Genomic DNA, 21,987 nt, shown 5'->3' on the forward strand with positions numbered 1-21,987 from the left:
GGGCTGGACTGGCCATTTCCGGGTCCTGCACCAAGGCTCCCAAGGCTGCCCAGGTTTGCTTGGCAAATTGCAAGGCAGGCGCGTGGCGCTCATCAGCGGCCAGCCATTGTTCAAGTTGCGCCTGCGCCGCCGCGTCCAGGTCACCCGCGTGCAAGCGCACCGCCCACTCGGCGGCCGTCTCAGTGATGATCTGTTGTTCGCGGCCTTGGCTATTCACGTGTGAATCTCAATTTGTCGTTATGTATAAGCAGTGACGTCTGGCCTGCCGATATTCAGTAAGCCGTTTATCGAAACTCAGGTAGGTTATTTCTCAGCTGCTTGTAGTCGTTGCATGACATACGCCAGCGCTTTGGACAGATGCTTTTGCACGGAGCTGTCAGAAATATCAAGTTGGCGCGCCACTTCTGCATGGGTCATGCCTTCGATACGGTTGAGGCGGAAGATTTCCTGGGTGCGCTCGGGCAGCTCTGACAGTGCCTGCTTGAGCGCCATGCGCTGTTGTTCAGCCATTGCCTGAGCCTCCAGCTCTGCCATTTCGTCCTCAATGTCAGCCAAGGCCTCGTGCGTCACCGAGTCGGTCTTGCGCCGGGTTTCCTGGCGGATGTGATCGACCAGCAGGTTGCCCGCCACGCGGTAGAGGTAACCGGGGGAGTTGTCGATCTGTTCCTTGCGCCCGCGCTCGGCCAGGCGCAGGAAGCTCTCCTGCACCAGATCGGCGGCCAACTGCGGATCTCGCACCTTGCGCGCCAGGTACCCGCGCAGGGTACTGGCATGCTTGAGGAACAAGCCCTTGAGGTCCATATCCGACAAACCGACTCCCTGACGCATGAGGAAAAGGGGCGGCTATCTTACTTTTTGTCGAGAATGATTTTCAATTGATATTAGCGGGAGCCGCGCATTGTTCGATAAACGCCCACTTAATGGCGTAAACCGGGGTTGGTATTTGTCACCCAATTGACCTTATTAACCGGCTGGTACAATTTAAGCCAACCGCTTGAGCAGCGCTCAGGCGACCCTATAAAAACAAAGTAGAGTTGGCTTGCTATGTCCCCTATCGTCCTGGTGCTTAACGGCCCCAACCTGAACTTGCTTGGCACCCGCGAACCCGGTGTTTACGGCCACGAAACGCTGGCAGACATTGCCGATTTGTGCGGCCAGACGGCCCGCGAAGAAGGCTTGAACGTCGAGTTTCGCCAAACCAACCACGAAGGCGAATTGCTTGACTGGATCCATGGCGCTCGCCAGCGCTGTGCCGCGATTGTGATCAACCCGGCCGCCTGGACCCACACCTCGGTGGCCATTCGCGATGCCTTGGTCGCCAGTGAACTGCCGGTGATTGAAGTGCACCTGTCCAACGTCCATACCCGCGAAGCCTTCCGTCATCACTCCTTCGTCTCGGGCATTGCCCAAGCCGTGTTGTGCGGGTTTGGCAGCAACGGTTACCGCTTGGCCTTGCAACACCTCAGCCGCCAACTAAAGGGCTAAGCGCATGTCGACCCACACACCCAAGTCAGTGCTGGCCGGGCTGATCGGCGCCGGTATCCAGGCCTCCCGCACACCGGCAATGCACGAGCGCGAAGGCGAGGCGCAAGGGCTGCGTTACGTGTACCAGTTGATCGATCTGGACGTGTTGCAGCTCGATAACAACGCCCTGCCCGACCTGCTGACCGCCGCTGAGCGTATGGGCTTCAGCGGCTTGAACATTACCTACCCGTGCAAGCAGGCGATCATGCCCTGGCTGGACGAGCTATCTGATCAAGCCCGCGGTATTGGCGCCGTGAACACGGTGATTTTCCGGGACGGCAAACGCATCGGCCACAACACCGACTGTTCGGGGTTTGCCGAAGGTTTTCGTCGCGGCTTGAGCGGCGTTGCCGTGCACCACGTGGTGCAAATGGGCGCGGGTGGCGCGGGCTCAGCGGTGGCCTACGCACTGCTCAGCGAAGGCGTACACCGGCTGGATATTTTCGACGTCGACCAAGCCCGCGCACAGAGCCTGGCAGACAACTTGAATCAGCACTTTGCCGGATCGCGGGCCAGGGCCGGCACTGACCTTGAGGCCTCGCTGAGCAGGGCCAACGGGCTGGTCAACACCACGCCCATGGGCATGGCCAAGCTGCCGGGCATGCCCGTGCCCGCACAGTGGCTGCGCTCAGAGTTGTGGGTGGCCGAGATTGTGTACTTCCCGCTGCAAACCGAGTTGCTGCGCCATGCCCGCGCGCTGGGTTGCCGCACGCTGGATGGCGGCAACATGGCAGTGTTCCAGGCGGTCAAGGCGTTTGAACTGATCAGCGGCGCCAGCGCTGACGCCTCACGCCTGCTCGCACACTTCCAGGAAATGAACGGCTAAGGCGTGGTCTCACTCATACCTGTAAATAACGCAGCACCGAGTCGCAGATCATCTCGCGCTGACGCTGTTTAACCTGCGGGTCGGACAAGTCGATCTGAAAAATCTCACCGACTGTGTAGCGGTTGGACACGCGGTAAAAACAGAACGAACTGACCAGCAGGTGCACGTCCAACGGATTTAAACCGGGGCGGAACACCTGCTGCTCAACGCCTCGGCGCAGGATCTCTTCGAGGGCATGAACAATCGTGTCGTTCATGGCCTTGATGCCTTCCGAACGCTTGATGTACTCGCCCTTGTGGATATTTTCAACGCTGACCATGCGCACGAAATCGGCGTTCAGGTCGTGGTGATCAAAGGTGAACTCAACCAGCTTTTTAATCGCCTGCCGGGGTTCCATTTCATCCAGATGCAGCAGGTTTTCGGTGCTGCGGATCTCGCCGTAGAGCTTCTCCAGCACTTCGACGTAGAGCTGCTCTTTGCTGGTGAAGTAGTAATAGATCATGCGTTTGGACGTGCGGGTACGCTCCGCGATGGCATCCACGCGTGCGCCCGCCAGCCCTTGTTCGACGAACTCGGCCAGGGCTTCCTGAAGGATGTTTTCGCGGGTCTTTTCCGGGTTGTTTTTCCGGCTCTTGCGCGGTTCGACTGCGGGCGCCGTGGCGTCGGTGTCGACTTCTGTTATCTGGGTCATTACAGGCTCACGGCCATCGGAAGATGGCCGCGATTATGGCCCGAGTAGTTCATCGAAGGAAGTCGACAAACGTATTCGCGTGGCGCCCTACAGCTTGGCCTGACGCACCGCCCCGGTGCGCGACTTGGCCATCGCCGCCAAACGTACCGCCACGTTGGCCGCACCATAGCCGGCATAGCCGTTTTTGCGCTGCAACAACTCAAAGAAGAAGCGCCCGGCAAACGGCTCGGTGTACACATGAAACAGCTCACCGCCCTGAGCGTCGCGGTCATACAAGACGTTGAAGTAGGCCAGTTCGCTCAAAAACTCATCGTCAAAATCAAAGCGCGCCGCCAGGTCGTCGTAGTAGTTCAACGGGATATCCAGCAGCGGTACGCCTGCGGCTTTGGCGCGGCTGACTTCAGCAAACAGGTCGTCGCACTCAAACGCAATGTGATGCACACCGGAGCCGCGATAACTCGACAACGCATGTGAGATGGCGGTGTTTTTGTTCTCGGAAATGTTCAGCGGCAAACGAATCGTGCTGCAACGGCTACGCAATGCGCGGCTTTTGACCAACCCGTACGGGTCGGGCAACACCACTTCGTCATCCGCTTCAAAGTCCAGCAGGCTCTTGTAGAACAGCACCCAGCTGTCGAGGCTGTCGGCTGGCAGCGCCATGGCCATGTGGTCAATGCGCTTGAGCCCGCCTTGCCCGGTGTGGGCGGTCGCAAGGTTGAAGTCCGATTCGTACAACGGGTTACCCGCTTCGTCCTGATCGACCAGATAAATCAGGCTGCCATCCGGCGCACGAACCGCCGCCAGTTCCAGCTCATTGGGGCCGACCAGGCCTCGATAGGGCTGGCCTTTATAAGCCACGGCACGGGCCAGCGCGCTGGCACTGTCTTGCACCCGAATGGCGGTGGCGCACAGCGACGGGCCGTGCGTCTCAAAAAAGTTGTGACCAAACGAATAAGGCTCGGCATTGAGCACCAGGTTGATGTCGCCCTGACGCAGCAAGCTGACATTTTTGGAGCGGTGCTGACCGGCCTTGCTGAAGCCCAAACGCTCAAGCCAGTGGGTCAGTTGCGCGCCCTGATTGTCATCGACGGCGAACTCCAGAAACTCGATACCCTTGTAGTCACTGGCCTTGGGCGGCGCGAACAACGACTCAAGGCTGGCGGCAGGCGCGGCCTCCTGGACCAGACGCTCGCGGGTTTTCTCTTCGAGGTACAACAATGAGCGCAGGCCATCTGCCGCGTTGGCGCGGGTGGGCGCTGCGCGGAAGCCGTCATTGAAGATCTCCAGCGACAAGGGCCCGGTGTAGCCGCTCTGAATGATCGGCGCCAGAAAGCCCGGCAAGTCGAACTCGCCCTGTCCCGGAAAGCAACGGAAGTGGCGGCTCCACTCCAGCACGTCCATCGCCAAAATGGGCGCGTCGGCCATTTGCACGAAGAAGATCTTGTCGCCGGGAATCTGCGCAATGCCGCTCGGGTCACCTTTGAGCGATAAGGTGTGGAAGCTGTCGAGCAGCACGCCAAGGCTCGGATGGTCGATCTCGCGCACCAGTTCCCAGACCTGTTGCCAGGTGTTGACGTGCCGCCCCCAGGCCAAGGCTTCGTAGCCGATGCGCAGGTTCCGCGCCCCGGCGCGCTCGGCCAGCAGGCTCAAGTCGTCCAGCAGGATTTGCCGGTCACCCACCGAGTCGGCGGCGGCATTGCTGCACACCAGTACCAGGTCGGTGCCCAGTTCCTGCATCAAGTCGAATTTGCGCTCGGCGCGGTCGAGGTTGCGCGCCAGACGGTCGCGGCGGCAGCCTTCAAAGTCACGGAACGGTTGGAACAGGCTGATTTCCAGGCCGAGGTCTGCGCAGATCTGGCGCACTTCGCGGGGGCTGCCGTCGTAGTACAGCAGGTCATTTTCAAAGATCTCAACCCCGTCAAAACCCGCTGCGGCAATGGCGTCGAGCTTCTCCGGCAAGGTGCCGCTCAAGGAAACAGTGGCGATTGAACGCTTCATTTAACACTCCCATGATTGCCACCGCCTGCAACCGACGGCATTTCTAATAGCCTGATTATTAAGGGCACCCTATCATTGAGCAACCAGTCTGTACCAACCGGTTAGTTTTGCGTGCGATTATCGAACACTATGCCCTTTGTTGAATTGACGACTTTTTGTCCAATCGCCACCATCCAACCCGTACCTTTTGCAATAAATGCTGCACAACACCACATAACAATTCCAAAAAAAACGGGTAACCACTCATGCTTGCTCTTATTGATATGACGCTCTGCTTTGCTCTGCCGCCTGCGTGGTACCCGACCTTTCAACGGACGGGTAAATAGCCATGACCCCTTCTCAATCGACACACGCCAACTCTGCCCAAAGCACCCCGCACGCCGGTATTGGCGACAAGATCCGCGGCGCCATGGCCATTGGTAAAACCCGCTGGGGCATGCTCGCCCTGGTGTTTTTCGCGACCACGCTGAACTACATCGACCGCGCCGCACTGGGCGTGATGCAACCGATTCTGGCCAAGGAAATGAGCTGGACGGCGATGGACTACGCCAACATCAACTTCTGGTTTCAGGTGGGTTACGCCATTGGCTTCGTCCTGCAAGGTCGGTTGATCGACCGGGTCGGCGTCAAACGCGTGTTCTTCTGCGCCGTGTTGCTGTGGAGCCTGGCGACCGGCGCCCACGGCCTGGCCACCTCGGCCGTCGGCTTTATGATGTGCCGCTTTATTCTCGGCCTGACCGAAGCCGCCAACTACCCGGCCTGTGTGAAAACAACGCGCCTGTGGTTCCCCGCCGGTGAGCGCGCAGTGGCCAGCGGTATCTTCAACGCCGGGACCAACGTCGGCGCCATGTTCACCCCGATGCTGTTGCCTCTGGTGCTGCATGTGTGGGGCTGGCAGGCAGCGTTTCTGTGCATGGCGGCGTTGGGCGGTATCTGGCTGATCTTCTGGGGGCTGAAGTACTACAACCCTGAAGAGCACCCAACGGTGAGCAAACAGGAACTGGACTACATCCAGAGCGAAAAAGAACCGGAGCAACAGAAAGTCAGTTTCGGCACGATCCTGAAAATGCGCGGGACCTGGGCCTTTGCGTTGTCTTACTCGCTGACCGCACCGGTGTTCTGGTTCTACCTGTACTGGCTGCCGCCGTTCTTGAACCAGCAATACAACCTGGGCATCAACGTGACGCAGATGGGCATCCCGTTGATCATCATCTACATCACGGCCGACTTCGGCAGCGTCGGTGGCGGGATTTTGTCTTCGATGCTGATCAGTCGCGGCATGGCGGCGGTCAAGGCACGGCTGGTGTCGATGTTCCTGTGTGCGATATGCATCATCGGCGTGGTCATGGCCGCTGGCTCCAGCCAACTGTGGGTTGCCGTGGGCGCCATCGCATTGGCCCTGGGCGCGCACCAGGCCTGGACCGCCAACGTGTGGAGCATGGTGATGGACTACACGCCTAAACACATGATGGGCACGGTGTTCGGCTTTGGCGGCATGTGCGCGGCCATCGGCGGCATGTTCATGACGCAAATCGTGGGTTATGTACTGACCGTCACCAACAACAACTACACCGTGTTGTTCACCATGATTCCGGCGATGTACTTCATTGCGCTGACGTGGATGTACTTCATGGCTCCGCGAAAAATCCCGCAGGTTTGAGTTAGATCCAAAGCGCTCAAACAGCCCTTCTCCTTCGGGAGAGGGGCTTTTTTTCAGGTCAAAAGATCGCGAGGCAAGCTCGCTCCCACAGGGTGTTGAGGGTTAAACCGCCCTTTTCTTGCGCTGTTGCCAAGCCGCCGCCAACCCGCTGATGCAGACAATCGCGATGCCGATCCGTGAGGTCAGGTCCGGCGTGTGGTTGAACAGCAGCCAGCCCAGCAACCCGGAAAACACAATCTGGCAGTAACTGAAAGGCGCCAGCAATGCCGGGGCGGCGAGGCGGAACGACTGCGTAAGGAGCAAGTGCGCGGTCATGCCCAGGGAGCCAAGCGCGAGCATTTCGAGGCCATGCACCAAGGTCGGCGTCTGCCAAAAGAACGGCACCAGCGCACTCAGTACCAGTGCGTTAAACAAGCCGGCAAAAAAGTTACTGGTGGTCGGTGTGTCGTACAGGCTGAGTTTGCGCGTGAGGATCTGGTAGCAACTGAAACACAGCGCCGCCGACATCGGCAGCAACACCGCCGGGGTAAACAAGTCGCCCCCCGGATGGATGATCACCACCACGCCGATAAACCCGCAACTCACTGCAATCCATTGCCCCCGGGTGACTTTTTCGCCCAGCAACGGCCCGGACAGGGCCGCCACCAATAACGGCGCCAAAAAGTTAACCGCGGTGTTTTCAGCCAACGGGATGTACAGCAGCCCGAAGGTGAAGAACAGCCCGGAGCCCAGCAAGCAGATCGCCCGGTACACCTGCAGCAACGGGCGCTTGCTGCGCAGCACCCGTAGCCCCGACTGCGGCAAGAAGTAACTGGCCATCAGCAAGGTGTGCACCATATAGCGCGCCCACACCACCATCACTACGGGGTACAAACCGCTCAAGTACTTGGAGAGCGCGTCGTGACTGGAGAACAACGCCGTCGCGATCACGATCAGCAGAATGCCCTTGAGTGGCTGGTTAACGCCTGAGAGTGGCGTAGGCAATGTCATCGAACACCTCAATGTGGAGCAATGGACTCACAGCACTCAGCCACCCGCATCCGGGCGCTACGCACTACAGCTGTTGCAAAAGCACCCGGGTTTTATCAATCGCCCATTGCGCCCGTTGTTCGGCGCTGACGCCTTGTGCCTGAAGTTCTACGCAGGGAATTTCAAGACTCAGCGGTATGTCTTTGGGCAGTAATCTCAGCAAGCCGAGCAAATCGCAGTCACCGTCGCCAGGAAAACGCCGCTCATTACGCGCCTGGCGCAAAATTTCCTGCATGTCATCGGGCGTTGGCCCCGCCACGTCGCACAACTGCATATAGCGCATGCGCGACGGCTCTACCCGGCTCAGGTCTTCAAGGCTTGAGCCAGAGCGGTTGAAATGGAAGGCATCGACCAATACGCAGCCATTGACGCGGCCCGCCTGCTCAACCACCCGCACCGCCTGCTGCAGGTTCTTGGCATCGGTCCACGGCATGAACTCAAGATGAGGATAGATCCCGTAAGGGCGACTCAAGTCACACAATTGCGCAAAGTTATCGGTCATGCGTTGTTCATCGGGGTCATTGCCGGCGACCAGCAACTCGGTGGCGCCGAATTCAGCGCCCACAGACAGGATCTTGTCGAAATCTGACACGCAGGTCTGCGGCTTCAAGCGAAGAATCTCGATATCGAGCACTTTGATGCCGGTGTCGTGCAGGCGCTTGAGGGTTTGCCTGCGTAAAGCCGGGTCATTGACCAGCGGGAAGTGATACTCCTCTGGCGTGGCAGGTTCGAGGCGCAGACCGACATGGCTGTAGCCGGTGCGGGCGGCAATGTCGATCATGTCGACCGGCGAGACTTCCAGCACGGTCAGGGCAGCAAGGGACAAAGGACGAGAATTCATAGTGGGCTCTTTCAGGCGTCGATAGGGGCTGGGGCGCAGGCCCGGCCAGTGGCAGCGGCTTCACGAATGGCTTCAATCAGCGCCAGGGTGCGGGCGGCATCCGCCGCACTCACCAACGGCGCAACCTCGCGTCGAATCACCCGAACAAAATGTTCCAGTTGCAAACGCAGGGCTTCATCGGGCTTGAAGGCTTCTTGCTCGACCAGCAACGGCTGGTGCCAGCCCGCGCCGTCCTCGGCGTAATGCCAGCGTTTGAGCTGCGGAATGCTCAACGCCCCGCCGGTGCCTGCCAGCAAATAGCAGGGTTGATCGCTCTGGCGCGGATACACCGGGTTTTCACCCGAGTCCAGTTCCCAGCTCCAGGGTGCGGCCACGGCATCAGAGCCGGTCAACGTACCGAGAGCACCGTTTTCAAATTGCAGCAAGACCGCCGCACAGTCCTCATTGCCATAGCCGCGCACGGCATTGCTGGTGATGGCCTGCACCTGTCGCACTTCGCCACACAAATGGCGCAGCAGATCCAGGTCGTGGATCAGGTTGGTCAGCAGCATCCCCGCACCGGCCTCACGCCGCCACGGGATATCGAAATAGCTCTCGGGCTTTTGCAGTTGCCACAACGCAGTCACCGTACTCAGACGCCCCAGCGCCCCGCTGTGCACCAGCTCATGCGCCCGCACAATCAGCGGGTTGTGGCGTCGATGATGGCCCACCAACACCGGCACGCCACTGTCCCGCGACGCCGCCACCAGCGTACGCACTTCTGCCAGATCCACGCCTACGGGTTTCTCCAGCAACACCGGCACACCCGCTGCCAGGCAGGTCAGCGCCGTGCTCACGTGCAAGGTGTTGGGGTTTGCGATGATCACGCCATCGGGCTTTGCGGCCGCCAACATCTGCGCCGTGTCAGCAAACCATTCGACCCCGCATTGCGCCGCAAACCCGGCCGACTGCGGCGCAGGGTCTGCGACCGCGCAGAGCACAGCGCTGTCGAGGCCTTTTAGATGATGAAGGTGCTGGCGGCCCATGATGCCGGCGCCCACCAAAGCGATACGCAGTGGAGCGTTCAAAATGCTGATCCTCTTGTAAGAATTATGGAATCACAGAATTCCGATTAATTTAGAATCTGGTTCCACTTTCTTGCAAGATAAATTAACCACTCCGTTCAATTTAGCCGTCAGGCATCGAAGAGTTCAGATGCCTGACAGGCCACTGACAACTCCTCGGTGAACTGCAGCAGCAATGGCGCCAGCTCGTGCAAGCGGGCCTGAGGCAGGCGTGCGCTGGGGCCTGCCACACTCAACACGCCGACCACATGCTTGCCCAGCGGGCTGCGCACCACAGCAGCAATGGCGCTGGTGCCTATCGCCGAGCTTTCTTCTACGCAGGCATAACCCTGCTCACGGGCGATACGCAGACGCTCGAGCAACTCCACATTGGAGTGCGGCGCATTCGGTCCCACACCTTCGGGGGGCGTAATACCCTGGCGTTCAACCTGTGCCAAAGCCATGGCATCGCTCATGCTGGCCAGCCAGGCATGCCCGGACGCGGTGTAATACAGCGGCGCATCGCGGCCCATATCCGGGTCATAGCGTAGGCCAGAGCGGGCGCCCTGGGACTTGGCGATCCAGGTCAGGCGCTCACCGTCCACCACCCCTAAACGCACCAGTTCGCCGGTTTCCTGGGCGAGCCGATCAAGGATCGGCTGCACAATGTCGGCCCCACTGCTGGCCAGGTATTGAAAGCCCATGGCGACCAGCTTGGTCGACAAATGGTAACGGCTGTTCTCGCTGTTTTGCCGCACATAGCCCAACCGCACCAACTCGGTAAGCAAGCGATGGGTCGCACTTTTAGGGATGCCCAATTGCTCGGCGAGCGTCTGCATCGGCACGCCGCGAGGCTCCTGCGTGAGACTCTCAAGCACACTGAACACCCGTTCGATCTGACTGCCAGCCATACAAAGCCCTCGCAAATGAAAGGATTCTAAAAGGTAAACCCGCAAACGCAAAAGCTGGAACTGAACAAACACACTCGGGGTTGTTGTTTTTAGAGCAAATATTTATATTTTGGAACTCAATTCCAAAAACGATTCAATCCGGAGCCCCACCATGACCGCAGCCCCTCAACCTGACGTTATCGACTGTGATGTGCTGATTGTCGGCTCCGGTGCGGCCGGTTTGTCCGCAGCCGTCACGGCCGCCTGGCACGGGCAAAAAGTTATCGTGGTCGAAAAGGATGCGGTCTTCGGTGGCGCCACGGCCTGGTCCGGCGGTTGGGCCTGGGTGCCGTGCAACCCGCTGGCTAAACGCGCCGGGATCATTGAAGACGTAGAATTGCCGCGCACCTACCTCAAGCATGAATTGGGCGAGCGTTACGACCCGGCCATGATTGACGCGTTTCTGGAAGCCGGGCCGCGAATGGTGGCGTTCTTCGAGCGGCACACCCGCTTGCAGTTTGCCGATGGCAACGCCATTGCCGACATCCACGGCGACACCCCAGGCGCCGGGACTGGCGGGCGCTCGGTGATCGCCGCGCCGTATAACGGCCGCGAGGTCGGCAAGCTGCTCAAGCGGCTGCGCAAAACCATGCGCGAAACCAGTTTTATGGGCATGCCGATCATGGCCGGACCAGACCTTGCGGCCTTTCTCAACCTGACACGCTCACTGCCGGCCGCCTGGCACGTGACCAAGCGCTTTGGCCGCCACCTGATTGACCTCGCCCTGCATGGCCGCGCCTTGCAATTGGTCAATGGCGTGGCGCTGGTGGCGCGACTGGCCAAGTCGGCAGAAGACTTGGGTGTGTTGCTGTGGGAATCCGCACCGGTCACATCACTCACTCAGGACGAGGCAGGCGTTACTGGCGCGGTGGTCAAGACAGCACGCGGGGACATCCGCATTCGCGCCCGCAAGGCGGTGGTGCTGGCAGCCGGGGGCTTTGCCAATGATATTGAGCGGCGCAAGGCGCTGTTTCCGCGCACACCGACCGGCCACGAACACTTGGCCCTGCCGCCGCTGGGCGTCAATGGCGATGGTCTGACCCTCGGTGAAAGCGCTGGCGGGCAGATCAACAGCGACCTGCACTCCACGGTCGCCTGGGCCCCGGTGTCCCGCGTCACGCACAGCGACGGCAGCATCGGGCACTTTCCGCACATCATTGAACGCGCCAAGCCGGGAATCATTGGCGTATTGAGCAACGGTCAGCGCTTCGTCAACGAAGCCAATGGCTACTACGATTACGTCACCGCCATGGTGGAACAAGCACCAGCCGGTGAACCGGTCGCTTCGTGGCTGATCTGCACCCATGACTTCCAGCGCCGTTACGGGCTCGGCATCTCGCGGCCGTTTCCCATCCCCGTGGGGCCGTTTATCCAGTCCGGCTACCTGAAAAGCGCCTACACCCTGGAAGGCCTGGCCCGCGTGTGTGGCATTGACGCCAAGGGCTTGCAAACCACCGTGGACAACTACAACCGCCACGCGCAAACAGGCCAGGACCCACAATTTGGGCGCGGCTCAACCCCGTACAACCGCAAGCAAGGCGACCCGCTGCATCAGCCCAACCCTTGCGTGGCACCGATCAGCAAAGGACCGTTTTACGCGGTCAAGGTCGAACCCGGCTGCTTTGGCACCTTTGCCGGGCTCAAAACCAACGAACACGCCCAAGTGCTGAACGCAGACGGTCAGGCGATAAAAGGCTTGTATGCGGCAGGCACGGACATGGCCAGCATCATGGGCGGGTACTACCCGGCAGGTGGGATAAATCTTGGGCCGGCCCTGACGTTTGGCTACATCGCCGGGCGGCATATGGCGGGGGTGACGCAGTACGAGTGAGTCATTGAGGTGGGAGTCAGGCGGGTTAGCCTGCTCCCACATGCAGCCCTTAAAAATCGAAGAACACCGTTTCGTTCGGGCCTTGAATATAGATATCAAAACGGTACGCCGGTTTGCCGTTCACTTCGCAGCGATGGGCAATCAGGGTTTCACGGCGTTGCGGTTGCTCGATCAGGTTGAGCACCGGGCATTTGCCGTTGGCCTCCGGCTCGTCGCTGAAGTACAGGCGGGTCTGCAAATGGATGTTGATCCCGCGGGCAAACAGCGACACGTTGATGTGCGGCGCCATCGGCACACCGGCAGCATTTTTGACCACACCCGGCTTGATCGTGTTGAGCGTCCATTCCCCGGCATCAAAGGTTGTGGCGGTACGGCCGAAGCTGTTGAAAGGCTTCTCGGCGTCGAAGTGTTCGTCGTAAACGCCTTCGTGGTTGGCTTGCCAGAACTCCAGGAAGGAGTCGCGGACCAAATGGCCATTGCCGTCATGGACGTTGCCGACCAGCACAATGTGCTCGCCCGGCGCGTCAGGCTTGGCCATGTCGTTCCAGATTTCTTCCGGGCGGGACGGGTTACCGGCGGCGGCCAGCGCCAGGCCGATATGCACGTAAGGGCCAGCCGTTTGCGATGGCGTTTCGGGTAGCAGTTCGATAGGCATGACGAGGCTCCTCAGCAGTTTTCGAAGTGAGTCTTGCGCTGACCGCGCAGCACGATGTCAAAGCGATAGGCCAGGCAATCCATCGGATTGGCGGCGCCCATGTCCAGGCGCGCAATCAGGCTTTGCACCGCCTCAGGGTTGGCAATCGACTTGACGATCGGGCACATAGGGATCAGCGGATCGCCTTCGAAATACAACTGGGTAATCAAGCGCGTGGCAATCGACGGGCCACTGATCGACACGTGAATATGCGCCGGGCGCCAGTCATTGGGGCCGTTGCGCCACGGGTAAGGGCCGGGCTTGACGGTACGGAAGCTGTAATAGCCCTGGCTGTCCGTGAGCGTGCGGCCCACGCCACCAAAGTTGGGGTCCAGCGGGGCCAGATAGCGGTCGTTTTTGTGACGATAACGGCCACCGGCGTTGGCTTGCCAGATCTCTACCAAGGTGTGTGGGATCGGCTTGCCGTATTGGTCGCAGACACGACCCGAGAGCAAAATCCGCTCACCGACCGGCAAACCGCCATTGTTGAAGTTCAACAACAGGTCGTTGTCGAACTTGCCGAATTTGAGGTGGGAAAAATCAGGGCCACTGGTTTCGCTCACCGATTGCGGGATGCTCACCAGCGCTTGGCGCGGGGAACGGGCAATCGAGGTTTTGTAGTCAGGGGTCAGGGCTTTGGGGTGCCAGTTGCGATCACGGATGATAAAGCGCCGGCTGTCTGCATCAGACATGTCGATCTCCTGTTGTTTTTATAAAGGCCAGGCGCCAGTTTTAAACAACAGAGGTTCAAGCACTATTGAAAAGGCCAACCCTTAACATAACCAAATGGTTATGGATAAACGCCTTCGGCATAGGCATGCCCCAGCTCACGCAGCACCTCGACACAACCTTGGGCCGCCACCGACATGGGCACATGGGCGTTACTGCAAATGCCGATCGAACCGCCCGGCTCACGCTGCCCGAGGTCAATTTCATGCAGTTCGCCGCTGGCCAGATCCAGACGCACAGCATCCAGCGGGGCGATCCACACCGCATCGTTACGCAGCACGTAGCGGCGGCTCACCGTGACTGACAGGGTTTCCAGACGCTGGCGCGACTGGCTGATGCCGCACTGCACAAACAGGCTGTCAGCAAAGGTACGGATGGTGGTGTTGGCCAGCGGCAACACCAGCGGGTAGCGCTCCAGTTGGCTACGGTCCAGCGGGCCTTGCAGCAACGGATGGCCCGGCCGCACCACCAGGGTCATCGATTCGCTGTACAGGTGTTCAAAGTTCATACCCTGAATTTCCGGGCTGTCGGTCATACGCCCAATCACCAAATCGACATCACCGACACGCAACTGCGACAAAAGATACGCACTCGGCCCGGTCACGATACTCACCACCAGCGCCGAATGGCGGGCGTGCAGGCGGCTGACCAACTCGGGTACCAGCAGGCTCTCAACGGTGGACAACACCCCCAGCCGCACCGTCCCCCCGGAGTATTCGCCCCCGCGCAAGGCGTTCACCCCTTCGCGCAAAGCCTGCACCGACGGCGTCGCATAACGCAGGAAAGCCACCCCGGCCTCGGTCAGACGGATACCGCTTTTGCTGCGCACAAACAGACTCACCGTCAGTAGCTCTTCAAGCTCCTTGAGGGTTTTGGACATGGCCGGCTGGCTCACCGCCAACACATCCGCCGCCCGCGCCAAACTGCCTTGGCGTGCCATCTCCAGAAAGCACACCAGATGACGGTATTTGATGCGGGTATCGATGTTCACAGGGGTAAAAACTCCAAGCAGGGCTGGACGCGGTCACGCATCGTCGACAGGAACGTTTTGCAGATAAAACTCGTGGAGCTTGGCTTGCAATAACTTCTTGTCCGGCAAATGCGTCTGATATTCGGCGATCAATGCCGGGGACAATGAGCGGTTCAGCGCGTATTCAACCACTTCATCCTCTTTACTGGCACACAATAAAACCCCAATTGCAGGATTCTCGTGCGGCTTGCGATGATCCCGGTCCAGGGCTTCAAGGTAGAAATTGAGTTTGCCGAGATGCTCGGGTTCGAAGCGTCCGACCTTTAATTCAATCGCGACCAGACAATTCAAACCTCGGTGAAACAGCACCAGATCTACCACAAAGTCACGAGCGCCAACCTGCAATGGGTACTGCGAACCAACAAAACAGAAGTCATGCCCCAACTCGGTCAGAAATGCTTTTAGATGCCCAAGCAAACCCTGATGCAAACCTGACTCACTGTGCCCCTTGGGTAATTGGAGAAACTCCAGAACATAAGCGTCTTTAAAAATGCTCGTAACGTCCTCTATACGCTCTTTTAAGGCAGGCGAAAGCTTTGCAGGCTGAATGATCGTTCTCTCGAATAATGCGCTTTGCAGTTGGCGCCCCAACTCACGACTCGACCACTTTTGAGCGATTGCCGTACGCATATAGAACGCTCGCTGCTGTGCCATTGAGCATTGGCTCAGCAGCATTAAATGATGCGTCCAGGGCATTTGTGTCAGCAGCGCTGACACTAAATGTTCCTCTGCCTTGTACGCTTCATAAAATTGACGCATGCGAAATAAATTTCGACGGGTAAAGCCTCTAAGGCCAGGCTGAGTGTGGGCAATATGGGCCGCCAGTTGCTCGACAACAGAATCGCCCCATTCAGCGTGTTCAAGTTTTTGACTGATAAAAGCACCGACTTGCCAATAAAGCTCAATCAGATGCGCATTCACAGCCATGGCGGCGCTTTGCTGAGCACTTTTGATCATTTTCACCACGTGCGCAAAGCCATTCGTCTCGGCCGGCCCTGGAACATCGTGATTATTCTTTTGCATGGGAACCTCGGGCATGACGAAAAATGTCACGCCCACCCTACGTTCCGCCCTCCCTTTAGTCAGTCAGCCCAAACCTACAAGCAGTCGACTCGGCCTGTAGCCCAACTCTGTGAAGTCATCCGACCAACGTCCATACTTATCCACCGCTCAACAAACGTCTGACAGCCGGGCTGGCGCTGTGCCTGCCGAGCAGCAACACTCAATAAACAGATTTATCAGAGGAATCCTCCATGCAATGGAAAAAAGGCCGCCGTAGCGACAACGTTGAAGACGTGCGCGATCAACGTACCGGTGGCGGTGGAGGAATGCGCATCGGCGGCGGTAAAGGCTTGAGCCTGATGGCGGTGGTGGTGATTGTCGGGATTGGCCTGCTCACCGGTCAGGACCCTTTGCAGATCCTCGGCCAGCTCAGCGGCCAACTGACGGAGCAGTCGTCACCTCAGGTGACGCAGCAAGCAGGCCATGCGCCGCCTGCCAATGATCAGCAAGCAGACTTTGTACGGGCGATTCTGGGCGACACCGAAGACACTTGGCGCCAGGTGTTTCAACAGTCAGGTCGTACTTATAAAGACCCGACGCTGGTGTTGTTTCGCGGCCAGGTCAGTTCGGCCTGCGGCTTTGCCACGGCGGCCAGCGGGCCGTTTTATTGCCCGGCTGACCAGAAGGTTTACCTGGACATGAGTTTCTTCCAGGAGATGGCCCAACGCTTCAAGGCCGCCGGGGATTTTGCCCAGGCGTATGTGATCGCCCATGAAGTGGGGCATCACGTGCAAACGCTGTTGGGGGTTTCGTCAAAAATGCAGATGGCCCGCCAGCAAGGCAAACGCATGGAGGGTGACGGCGGTTTACTGGTACGTCAGGAACTGCAAGCTGACTGCCTGGCCGGGGTGTGGGCCAACCTTGCGCAAAAACGTCACGACTGGCTGGAACCCGGCGACATCGAGTCCGCTCTCAATGCTGCCACCGCCATTGGTGATGACCGTTTACAACAGCAGTCACAAGGGCGCGTAATGCCCGACTCATTCACCCATGGCACTTCTGCGCAACGCGTGAGGTGGTTCAAGACCGGTTTTGCCAACGGTGATATTAATCAGTGCGACACCTTTTCGGCAGCGAGGCTTTAAATGGCAAAACGGTTGATGGCAGTCGTCGGTCTGGTGCTCGCGTGTTCTTCGGCAATAGCCGCAGAACACGGGGTCAAAGTGTTAAGCCCCGATCAGATGAAGATCGGCACGAGCGAGCTGAATATCGGGCTCAGTCAAAACTGGAATCAACCGTTGCCCGCTGTGCAGCGGGCGCTGATTGTGATCCATGGTCGCTTGCGCAATGCGCAAACCTATCTGGAGAGTGGCGAAAAAGCCGCGACGCAAGCCGGGCAGTTATCCACAACCCTGGTGATTGCGCCGCAGTTTCTCAATGAAAGTGATGGCACCCGCCACACGTTGCCCAACGATGTACTGCGCTGGCACGCCAATGACTGGATGGCCGGTGAGCCCGCGATCAGCCCAACACCCTTGAGTTCGTACGCGGCCATAGACCAGATCCTGCAACGCCTGGGCGACCGCAAGTTGTTCCCCCATTTGCGCGAAGTGGTCATTGCCGGGCATTCGGGCGGAGCACAAGTGGCGCAGCGCTATGCCCTGACCACCCAGGCGGACAAAGCCCTGGAGGCCGAAGGCATCAAGGTGCGTTACGTGATTGCCAACCCGTCGTCCTACGCCTATTTCGACAAACAGCGCCCGGTGTCCAACTTTGATCCGGCCACCTGCCCCGGTTTCAATACCTGGAAATACGGGCTGAAAGACTTGCCCGCCTATGTGGCCGGGCAAAAGCACCACACGCTTGAGCAAAACTATGTGAGCCGCGACATTACCTATTTGCTCGGGGCCAAAGACACCGACCCCAACCATCCGGCGCTGGATAAAAGCTGCGAAGCCGAAGCCCAGGGCGCGTATCGCTTGATACGCGGGCACAACTACTTTGACTACCTGACCCAGCGCCATCCGCAGGGGCTCAACCAACGCTTGGTTGAAGTGCCGGGGGTTGGCCACAACGGCGATGAAATGTTCACCTCGCCAGAAGGGCAAAAGGCGCTGTTCGCAAGGTAAGTTCGCCCTGCTCTTTGTAGGAGCGAGCTTGCCTCGCGATCTTTTGATCGATTAAAAGATCGCGAGGCAAGCTCGCTCCTACAGAGGTGGGGAGTCAATTCAGCAGTTGATGGAGTTCGGCGCAGTCTTTGGCGTGCCAGTCGGTCAGTTCGGGCCACGGATTGTCCGGGACGTTGACCAATACCGTTTTGCTCCCGGCCGCACGGCCGCATGCCAGGTCAAAACGGTAGTCGCCCACCATCACCATGTCCGACGGCGCAACAGCCCAGGCTTGCGCCAACTGCAGTAGGCCATCGGGGTCGGGTTTGTGCGCGGCGTTCTCGCGCCCCAATACGTCCTGCGGCGCAAAGCACTGATCCAGACCAATCGCCTTGAGGGTGATGTGCGCCAGCTCTTGAGCGTTACGCGTCAACACGCCCAGGCGGTAACCACGGGCAGCCAGGTCGCGCACCAGCTCGATTGCGCCCGGCGCTGGCGTGGAAGCCAATGCCAGTTCGCGCTCATGCTCCAGCAACCAGGCATGCTTGGCGGCCGCTTCGTCAGCGGGCAAGCCGTTGAGGTGGGTCAGGATGTCGTCTTCGGGCGGGATGCCCAATGCCTGACGAATCGCCGCAAAGTCATGCACGGCGAGGGTCAGGGTGCCGTCCATGTCGAACACCCAATGCTTGATGTCCTTGAGTGTCATGCCCAGTCCTTGCGGTGGCGGATCAGGCCTTCCTGCGTCACCGAGGCGACCAGTTTACCCGCGCGGTTGTAGACACTGCCGCGCGAGAACCCGCGCGAGTTACCCGCCCACGGGCTGTCCATGGCGTAGAGCAACCAGTCATCCATGCGCAGCTCGCCGTGGAACCACAGCGCGTGGTCGAGGCTGGCCACTTGCATGTCGCGTTGCCACACGCCTTTGCCATGGGGCAGCAGCGAGGTGGTCAGCAAGCCGAAGTCCGAAGCGTAGGCCAGCAGGTACTTATGCAGGGCCAGGTTGTCGGGCAAGGTGCCGTCGGCGCGAAACCACACGTATTTGATCGGGTCGCTGACCTGTGGGTTGAACGGGTCTTCACCGACCACCGGGCGGAACTCGATGGGCTTGGCACACAGCAGTTTTTCACGCATTGATTCAGGGATCAGGTCCGCGCGCTGGCGAATCATCTCAAGCTCGGATGGCAGGTTTTCAGGCCCCACCACGTCGGGCATCGGGTTTTGATGTTCAAAGCCGTTCTCATCGTATTGAAACGACGCGCTGCTGGTGAAAATCGGTTGGCCCTTCTGGATGGCAGTCACCCGGCGGGTGCTGAAACTGCCACCATCACGCACCCGGTCAACCTGGTACACCACCGGCAAGCTGGCATCGCCGGGGCGCAAAAAATAACCGTGCAATGAGTGCACGTGCCGAGCGTCTTCTACAGTCTGGCTCATGGCCGACAACGATTGTCCCAGCACCTGACCGCCGAACAGCTGGCGAAAGCCCAAGTCCTGGCTGCTACCGCGAAAGAGGTTCTCTTCAATCGGTTCCAGGGTCAACAAGTTGACCAGATCATCCAATACTTGGCTCATTCAGACTCTCCTCACACAGAGCAATACCGTCGTAATCTTCGCTACGTCGGCCAACAAAAAATTTCGGCTCAGGCCTCAGCCCGTTTAACCGTGCAACGTTTCCAGCCACTGTGCCCGTGAAATGCGATACAGCACATGCGGCCTTAGTGGATGACCTTCAACCAGCTTGGGATGTTCAAAGTCGCCGTCCAGGTCACGCTGCATGCCGATGGCCTGCATGACCTTTTGCGATGGCAGGTTGGGCTCGCTGGTGAACGACACCACTTGATCCAGCGCCAGCCGATCAAAGGCGCAGCGCAACACCGCCCAGGCCGCCTCACTGGCGTAGCCCAACCCCCAATGTTCAGGCGCCAGTCGCCAGCCTATTTCAACGGCCGGGGTGAATGCAGCGGCAAAACTGACATTTAACAGCCCGGTACAGCCAATAAAGGCGCCGGTGTCTTTACGCTCCAATGCCCACATACCGTAGCCGTATTCGGCAAAGTGACCGCGAAAACGGCCAATCAGGGCTGCGCTTTCGAGGCGGCTCAAGGGCGCCGGGAAGTACCGCATTACCTGCGGGTCAGCGCACAGGGCAGCGAACTCTGGCAAGTCAGTGTCACGCCAGGGGCGCAGGCGCAAACGCGGACTTTCCAGCTCTTTGATCTGCTCCATCAGGCCTCTCCAGTGGTTACCGGGCTTTGCACATGCCCAGCAGTGTACAGCGCTGTTAATATCCAGCGCTCGTTCCGACGTGAAATCCTTATGCCCGTACCGCTCATCTACCACGAAGACTACAGCCCGGAGTTTCCCGCGGAGCATCGCTTCCCGATGGACAAGTTCCGCCTGCTGCACGATCACCTGATCGACACCGGGCTGACCCGCGATGCCGATTTGCTGCGCCCCGAGCTGTGCCCTGTGGATATCCTCGCGCTGGCCCATGACCGCGCCTATATCGAGCGCTACATGGCCGGCGAACTGGCCCGTGAAGATCAACGCCGCCTGGGTTTGCCCTGGAGTGAAGCCCTGGCGCGGCGAACCATTCGCGCCGTGGGCGGCTCACTGCTGGCCGCCGAACAGGCCCTTGAACACGGGCTGGCCTGCCACTTGGCCGGAGGCACCCACCACGCCCACTACGATCACCCGGCGGGCTTTTGCATCTTCAATGACCTGGCGGTGATCAGCCATTACTTGCTGGAAAGCGGCCGGGTGGACCGCGTGCTGATCTTCGACTGTGACGTGCATCAGGGCGATGGTACGGCGCGGATTCTTGAACATACGCCCGAAGCCATTACCGTTTCCCTGCACTGTGAAAAGAATTTTCCGGCTCGCAAGGCGCAAAGCGACTGGGACATCGGCCTGCCCATGGGCATGGGCGACACCGAGTATTTGCAGGTGGTCGACGAGGCGCTCAATTACCTGTTGCCGCTGTATCAGCCGGACCTGGTGTTGTACGACGCTGGCGTGGATGTGCATAAAGACGATGCCTTGGGCTATTTGAAGCTGACCGATGAAGGCGTCGCGGCACGGGATGAAAGCGTGATGCGCCATTGCCTGGGCCGGGATATTCCGGTGATGGGCGTGATTGGCGGCGGCTACAGCAAAGACCGCAAAGCGCTGGCGCGGCGGCACGGGATCTTGCACCACAGTGCGCAGAAGGTCTGGTTGTCATCAGGCGGTCATTAAGCTGTGGGTCTTTTACCCACAATGCCTGTGGAACTGCCTGTGGATAACCTGAGTGAAAGCCCTTGCAGGCCACGGTGCGTATGGCCTGCAGAAAGCTGTACGTTTTTCGTACAGCCCTTGCCTGTGTAGGAGCGAGCTTGCCTCGCGATCTTTAAAAAGATCAAAAGATCGCGAGGCAAGCTCGCTCCTACACAGGGTATTGGGTGTTCCTCAGGTAGAATGCCCGGCTTATTTCGCCGATTTGCAGCCTTGCCATGACTGAACCCACGTCCTCCCCTTCCCCGCACGTCGCCATTATTGGCGGTGGCCCCGCCGGTTTGATGGCTGCCGAAGTGTTGAGCCAGGCGGGCGTGCAGGTTGATCTGTTTGACGGCATGCCGTCGGTCGGCCGCAAGTTTTTGCTCGCCGGTGTCGGCGGCATGAACATCACCCATTCCGAACCTTACCCGGCGTTTTTGTCGCGTTATGCCGAGCGGGCGCCGCACATGGCGCCGTTGCTACGGGCGTTTGATGCCGACGCCTTGTGCCAGTGGATCCACGACCTGGGCATCGAAACCTTTGTCGGCAGTTCGGGCCGGGTGTTCCCCACCGACATGAAAGCCGCGCCGCTGCTGCGCGCCTGGCTCAAGCGCCTGCGCGAATCCGGCGTAGTTATCCACACCCGCCACCGCTGGCTGGGCTGGCAAGCCGACGGCCAGTTGCGCATCGACAGCCCCGAGGGCGAAAAACAACTCAAGCCGGATGCCGTGGTATTGGCCTTGGGCGGCGGCAGTTGGGCGCGACTGGGCTCTGAT

Annotated in this window: 23 protein-coding genes; 8 read left to right on the forward strand and 15 right to left on the reverse strand. The window is 59.4% G+C overall.

Annotation, left to right across the window (positions count from 1 at the left end; all coding sequences use genetic code 11):
- Together GHO41_RS23040 and GHO41_RS23045 are read right to left on the reverse strand one after the other, a co-directional pair.
- Nucleotides 1-217 (reverse strand): DUF4880 domain-containing protein (locus GHO41_RS23040; RefSeq protein ID WP_178110189.1); only part of this gene is annotated, 217 nt, incomplete at its 3' end.
- An 86-nt stretch (nt 218-303) separates the two neighbouring features.
- The gene (locus tag GHO41_RS23045; RefSeq protein WP_048390629.1) at nt 304-810 is read right to left on the reverse strand and encodes an RNA polymerase sigma factor; all 507 of its coding nucleotides are present in this window, start codon (nt 808-810) and stop codon (nt 304-306) included.
- A gap of 234 nt (nt 811-1,044) precedes the next feature.
- Between GHO41_RS23045 and aroQ the strand changes: the two genes are divergently transcribed.
- Both aroQ and GHO41_RS23055 read left to right on the forward strand, forming a co-directional pair.
- Nucleotides 1,045-1,485, forward strand: coding sequence for a type II 3-dehydroquinate dehydratase (aroQ, locus tag GHO41_RS23050; protein ID WP_048390627.1), 441 nt, complete (start codon nt 1,045-1,047; stop codon nt 1,483-1,485).
- A 4-nt stretch (nt 1,486-1,489) separates the two neighbouring features.
- A complete protein-coding gene (locus tag GHO41_RS23055; RefSeq protein WP_153434760.1) occupies nt 1,490-2,350 on the forward strand; it encodes a shikimate dehydrogenase in 861 nt (286 codons plus the stop codon).
- 13 nt (nt 2,351-2,363) lie between these two features.
- On the opposite strand, the gene GHO41_RS23060 is transcribed toward GHO41_RS23055, so the two are convergent.
- Complete coding sequence (locus GHO41_RS23060; protein WP_048367465.1) at nt 2,364-3,041, reverse strand: TetR/AcrR family transcriptional regulator; 678 nt, start codon at nt 3,039-3,041, stop codon at nt 2,364-2,366.
- An 87-nt stretch (nt 3,042-3,128) separates the two neighbouring features.
- The gene (quiC, locus tag GHO41_RS23065; RefSeq protein ID WP_153434761.1) at nt 3,129-5,039 is read right to left on the reverse strand and encodes a 3-dehydroshikimate dehydratase QuiC; all 1,911 of its coding nucleotides are present in this window, start codon (nt 5,037-5,039) and stop codon (nt 3,129-3,131) included.
- A gap of 328 nt (nt 5,040-5,367) precedes the next feature.
- Here quiC and GHO41_RS23070 point away from each other — a divergent pair, with 328 nt between their 5' ends.
- Nucleotides 5,368-6,699, forward strand: a complete 1,332-nt coding sequence (locus GHO41_RS23070; RefSeq protein WP_153434762.1) for an MFS transporter — start codon at nt 5,368-5,370, stop codon at nt 6,697-6,699.
- 102 nt (nt 6,700-6,801) lie between these two features.
- Here GHO41_RS23070 and GHO41_RS23075 read toward each other — a convergent pair whose 3' ends face one another.
- From GHO41_RS23075 to GHO41_RS23090, 4 genes are all read right to left on the reverse strand, one after another.
- On the reverse strand, nt 6,802-7,689 hold the full coding sequence (locus GHO41_RS23075) for a DMT family transporter (protein WP_048367469.1): 888 nt from the start codon (nt 7,687-7,689) through the stop codon (nt 6,802-6,804).
- Between the two features lie 64 nt (nt 7,690-7,753).
- A complete protein-coding gene (locus tag GHO41_RS23080) occupies nt 7,754-8,569 on the reverse strand; it encodes a sugar phosphate isomerase/epimerase (protein ID WP_048367471.1) in 816 nt (271 codons plus the stop codon).
- Between the two features lie 11 nt (nt 8,570-8,580).
- The gene (locus GHO41_RS23085) at nt 8,581-9,636 is read right to left on the reverse strand and encodes a Gfo/Idh/MocA family protein (protein WP_153375495.1); all 1,056 of its coding nucleotides are present in this window, start codon (nt 9,634-9,636) and stop codon (nt 8,581-8,583) included.
- Between the two features lie 107 nt (nt 9,637-9,743).
- On the reverse strand, nt 9,744-10,523 hold the full coding sequence (locus GHO41_RS23090) for an IclR family transcriptional regulator (protein ID WP_048367474.1): 780 nt from the start codon (nt 10,521-10,523) through the stop codon (nt 9,744-9,746).
- Between the two features lie 151 nt (nt 10,524-10,674).
- Here GHO41_RS23090 and GHO41_RS23095 point away from each other — a divergent pair, with 151 nt between their 5' ends.
- Nucleotides 10,675-12,393 carry an FAD-dependent oxidoreductase gene (locus GHO41_RS23095; protein WP_048367475.1) on the forward strand — a complete coding sequence of 573 codons (1,719 nt, stop codon included), beginning with the start codon at nt 10,675-10,677 and terminating at the stop codon, nt 12,391-12,393.
- A gap of 49 nt (nt 12,394-12,442) precedes the next feature.
- Here GHO41_RS23095 and pcaG read toward each other — a convergent pair whose 3' ends face one another.
- The 4 genes from pcaG to GHO41_RS23115 all read right to left on the reverse strand — a co-directional run bounded on the left by pcaG (nt 12,443) and on the right by GHO41_RS23115 (nt 15,869).
- A complete protein-coding gene (pcaG, locus tag GHO41_RS23100; RefSeq protein ID WP_048367476.1) occupies nt 12,443-13,048 on the reverse strand; it encodes a protocatechuate 3,4-dioxygenase subunit alpha in 606 nt (201 codons plus the stop codon).
- Nucleotides 13,049-13,059: 11 nt separating this feature from the next.
- Nucleotides 13,060-13,779 (reverse strand): protocatechuate 3,4-dioxygenase subunit beta, encoded by a 720-nt coding sequence (pcaH, locus tag GHO41_RS23105; protein WP_048367478.1) that lies wholly within the window; start codon nt 13,777-13,779, stop codon nt 13,060-13,062.
- A gap of 98 nt (nt 13,780-13,877) precedes the next feature.
- Complete coding sequence (gene pcaQ, locus GHO41_RS23110; protein WP_048367480.1) at nt 13,878-14,807, reverse strand: pca operon transcription factor PcaQ; 930 nt, start codon at nt 14,805-14,807, stop codon at nt 13,878-13,880.
- A 33-nt stretch (nt 14,808-14,840) separates the two neighbouring features.
- Entirely contained in the window at nt 14,841-15,869 is a 1,029-nt protein-coding gene (locus tag GHO41_RS23115) for a YhcG family protein (RefSeq protein ID WP_256678833.1), read from the reverse strand.
- Between the two features lie 230 nt (nt 15,870-16,099).
- Here GHO41_RS23115 and GHO41_RS23120 point away from each other — a divergent pair, with 230 nt between their 5' ends.
- The gene (locus GHO41_RS23120; protein WP_048367481.1) at nt 16,100-16,993 is read left to right on the forward strand and encodes a neutral zinc metallopeptidase; all 894 of its coding nucleotides are present in this window, start codon (nt 16,100-16,102) and stop codon (nt 16,991-16,993) included.
- The gene (locus tag GHO41_RS23125) at nt 16,994-17,977 is read left to right on the forward strand and encodes an alpha/beta fold hydrolase (RefSeq protein ID WP_048367483.1); all 984 of its coding nucleotides are present in this window, start codon (nt 16,994-16,996) and stop codon (nt 17,975-17,977) included.
- 94 nt (nt 17,978-18,071) lie between these two features.
- On the opposite strand, the gene GHO41_RS23130 is transcribed toward GHO41_RS23125, so the two are convergent.
- The 3 genes from GHO41_RS23130 to GHO41_RS23140 form a co-directional block, all read right to left on the reverse strand.
- Nucleotides 18,072-18,662, reverse strand: a complete 591-nt coding sequence (locus GHO41_RS23130; protein WP_153392513.1) for an HAD family hydrolase — start codon at nt 18,660-18,662, stop codon at nt 18,072-18,074.
- Nucleotides 18,659-19,528, reverse strand: coding sequence for an acyl-CoA thioesterase II (gene tesB / locus GHO41_RS23135; protein ID WP_123752060.1), 870 nt, complete (start codon nt 19,526-19,528; stop codon nt 18,659-18,661). Before tesB ends, GHO41_RS23130 begins: the two co-directional genes overlap by 4 nt.
- Nucleotides 19,529-19,612: 84 nt before the next feature.
- Nucleotides 19,613-20,182, reverse strand: coding sequence for a GNAT family N-acetyltransferase (locus tag GHO41_RS23140; protein WP_123752059.1), 570 nt, complete (start codon nt 20,180-20,182; stop codon nt 19,613-19,615).
- A 90-nt stretch (nt 20,183-20,272) separates the two neighbouring features.
- On the opposite strand from GHO41_RS23140, the gene GHO41_RS23145 reads away from it, so the two are divergent.
- Both GHO41_RS23145 and GHO41_RS23150 read left to right on the forward strand, forming a co-directional pair.
- Nucleotides 20,273-21,193 (forward strand): histone deacetylase, encoded by a 921-nt coding sequence (locus GHO41_RS23145; RefSeq protein ID WP_153434764.1) that lies wholly within the window; start codon nt 20,273-20,275, stop codon nt 21,191-21,193.
- 254 nt (nt 21,194-21,447) lie between these two features.
- Nucleotides 21,448-21,987, forward strand: a 540-nt coding sequence (locus GHO41_RS23150; RefSeq protein WP_153434765.1) for an NAD(P)/FAD-dependent oxidoreductase, incomplete at its 3' end; no start/stop codon positions are given.

This window comes from Pseudomonas sp. FSL R10-0399, assembly GCF_009600165.1.
In the GTDB taxonomy this organism is placed as follows: Bacteria; Pseudomonadota; Gammaproteobacteria; order Pseudomonadales; family Pseudomonadaceae; genus Aquipseudomonas; species Aquipseudomonas helleri.